General features: G+C 61.7%; 2 protein-coding genes. Both read left to right on the forward strand.

All coding sequences use genetic code 11. The features are described from left to right. The first annotated feature begins 228 nt into the window (after window positions 1-228). Window positions 229-1,191, forward strand: coding sequence for a succinylglutamate desuccinylase/aspartoacylase family protein (locus tag R6U20_RS07390; RefSeq protein ID WP_410337218.1), 963 nt, complete (start codon window positions 229-231; stop codon window positions 1,189-1,191). Window positions 1,192-1,423: 232 nt separating this feature from the next. Next, a partial coding sequence (gene mutS, locus R6U20_RS07395; RefSeq protein ID WP_410337219.1) for a DNA mismatch repair protein MutS occupies window positions 1,424-3,262 on the forward strand: 1,839 nt, incomplete at its 3' end.

Below are 3,262 nucleotides of genomic sequence, written 5' to 3' on the forward strand. Positions count from 1 at the left end.
CACTTTCAACCCAGCGCCTTTTCAACCCAGCGCCTTCCCCCAACCCGTCATCCTGGACAAGCGATTCCGACAGCGGTCGGAAGAGCGCGATCCAGAAATGAGCGGAGCGAATTCACATCGTAATCCAGAGCAAGGCAGCAGCCTCTCGTTGCAAGGACATACCTGCTAAGATACTTTTTTAGGTCTACTTAAATCACCAATCAGTAACTCACCCCCCAGATAGTCCCGATGCTCGAATTTGGAACCGCACAAGCCGCCCCCGGAGAAATAAGCACAGGTATGCTCAACGCTGGCGAGACGCGTCATGGCGCAGCCTTCGGACTCCCGGTGGCCGTTGTCAACGGCATCGACGAGGGGCCGACGCTCTACATACAAGCTGGAAGCGACGGCGATGAACTGAACGGCCTGGCTGTTGTGCGATCGGTCATGCAGCAGATTAATCCGGGCGAGATGGCCGGACAGGTGTTGGTCGTAGGCATCCTTAACTACCACGGCTTTCAGCGGGCCGAGCATCGGAATCCGCTCGACGATACCAAACTGAACCGGGCCTTCCCGGGCGATCCGGCAGGGTCAAGTAGCGAGCGGCTGGCCCACCTTGTGTACACGCAGGGCGTACAGCACGCCGACCTCGCCATTGACTTGCACCAGGGGGGCACCAAGCGCATGATCAACGAAGTACGCGTACGGTGCGGACCTGCGCACCCGCTGCATGACAAATGCCTGGAGCTTGCGCGGGTGTTCGGCACTGCGTACATCCTCGACGAAAAGGGCCCCGACGGACAGCTGGCACGGGCCGCGCCCGACGATGGCATCCCGCTCATTGATCCCGAACTTGGGGGGACCGTGGGATGGGACGACGCTTCGATTGAGGTCGGCGTGCAGGGCGTTCTCAATGTGCTTGCCCACTATGGGTTTACCCACGGCGAACCTACGTATCCGACAAAGCAGGTTCGTGCTACGGGGTTCGAGGAGGTGTATGCCAGTCGTGGCGGTCTGATCGACCTTGCTGTTGACTTGGGCGATCGTGTCGAGACGGGCGACCGGCTTTTCGCAGTCACGGATGTGTTTGGTACGGTAAAAGAGGTGGTGGAGGCGCCTACACGCGGCATTGTGTGGCGCATGCGCCGCCTTCCGATGGTTGCCACCGGCGAGCAGGTTATGAAAATCGGCACTGGGGTCGAATTCCTCTAAAAACGCGTTGTGCTATACATGAGCCTGCTTGCCCGTGCAAATGCCGACCGCTGTCGCTTTGACACCTCCACCCATCCACCGGCCGATCCTCCGGCGATTTTCACGGGGCTGCGAGGGACTGTTATTGCAGAGCGAACGCCTGAACGATAGGTTGCGTACATCGCTTGCTTGCCGGGGCTCCTGCAAGCCTGTCTCGTTGTTCTGTTTTGGCTGATCCGCTGCGTATCCCCCTATGGCAACCTCTACGAAAAAAGGCCGCACGCCGCTGATGCGGCAGTACTACGGCATCAAGGAGCGCCACCCGAAGGCGGTGCTGCTCTTTCGCATGGGCGATTTCTACGAGACGTTCGATGAGGATGCGAAGACGGTAAGCCGCATTCTGGGGATTACGCTGACGACCCGCAACAACGGCGAGGCCGACGATGTGCCGATGGCGGGCTTTCCGCATCACTCTGTGGATAGCCACCTGCCGAAGCTCATCCGCTCGGGGCTGCGCGTGGCCATCTGTGAGCAGGTCGAGGATGCCAGTAGCTCCAGCGGCAAGGTCGTGGACCGCGATGTGGTGGAGGTGGTGACGCCGGGCGTGTCGTTTCGCGATCAGCTGCTGAATCCGAAGCAATCGACCTACGTGGCGGCGGTGCACTGGGACGGCGACACGGCGGGCGTATCCTTTCTGGATGCGACGACCGGCGAGTTTGCAGTGACGGAGGTGGCGGCCCCCGATGTGCTTCCGCTCTTGCAATCTATTGCACCCTCGGAGATTCTCGTCGACAAGCGCCAGAAGGGCCGCGTGCCCGATCGCATGGCAAAGGAGGTGGCGGTTACGCCGCAGGAGGACTGGGTCTTTGGCTATGACTTTGCCTATGAAACCCTCACGCAGCACTTCGACACGCATTCGCTGAAGGGATTCGGCGTGGAGCACATGGACACGGGGCTCGTGGCGGCGGGCGCGGTGCTGCACTACCTGCAGGAGACGCAGAAAGGCGCAGTGCCGCATATCCGGCGGATTCAGCGGTACGAGCAGGATGAGCACATCGCCCTCGATGCCGAAACCAAGCGCAACCTCGAACTGGTGCGTCCCATGCAGGAGGATGCGGAGGGCGCGCTCATCGACATGCTGGATACGACGCAGACCCCGATGGGCGCGCGGCTCCTGCGCTCGTGGCTGGTGCGTCCGCTGCGCGACGTGGAGGCGATTCAGGCGCGGCAAGACGCAGTAGCGCACTGGGTGGATGCGCAGTCCGACCGCGCCGATCTGCGCGAGGAACTGGCACAGGTGGGCGATCTGGAGCGCCTGGCGAGCAAAGTGGCCACCGGACGGGCGCGTCCCCGCGATCTCATTGCGATCAAGCTCACGCTGAAGCAGCTGCCGCGCCTTAAGCCGTTTGTTACGCATACCGGATGCGAAGCGCTGGCGGCTCTGAACGACGCTCTGACGCTCTGCCCGGACGTGGTCGATCGCATCCAGGAGGCCCTCGTTGACGACCCACCCGCCAAGATCAGCGAGGGCGGCCTCATCCGCGACGGCTACAGCGACGAGCTCGACGAACTGCGGGACGTGGCTTCTTCAGGGAAGCAGTGGGTAGCCGATATGGAGCAGGAGGAGTCCGAGCGCACGGGCATTCCCTCGCTCAAAGTTGGATTCAACAAGGTGTTTGGCTACTACATTGAGGTCACGAACACCCACACCGAGAAGGTGCCCGACCGCTACATTCGCAAGCAGACACTGGTGAACTCCGAGCGCTACATCACACCGGAGTTGAAGGAGTACGAGGAGAAGATCCTGACGGCCGAGGAGAAGATCGAGCAGCTGGAGCATGAGCTGTTCAACGAGCTCCGCATGGTGATCGCCGAGCACACGCCGCGCCTCCAGGACAATGCGCACCAACTGGCGCGGCTGGATGTGTTTGCGTCGCTCGCCCACGGCGCCGAGACGCACAACTACGTGCAGCCTACTGTAGACGACAGCCTCGTGATCGACATTGAGGCCGGGCGGCATCCGGTGGTGGAGCGGTCCTTGCAGGCGGGCGAGGCGTTCATCCCCAACGATGTGCGCGTGGATCCGGACTCG

It is taken from the genome of Longimonas sp., assembly GCF_046498435.1.
Classification (GTDB): domain Bacteria; phylum Bacteroidota; class Rhodothermia; order Rhodothermales; family Salinibacteraceae; genus Longimonas.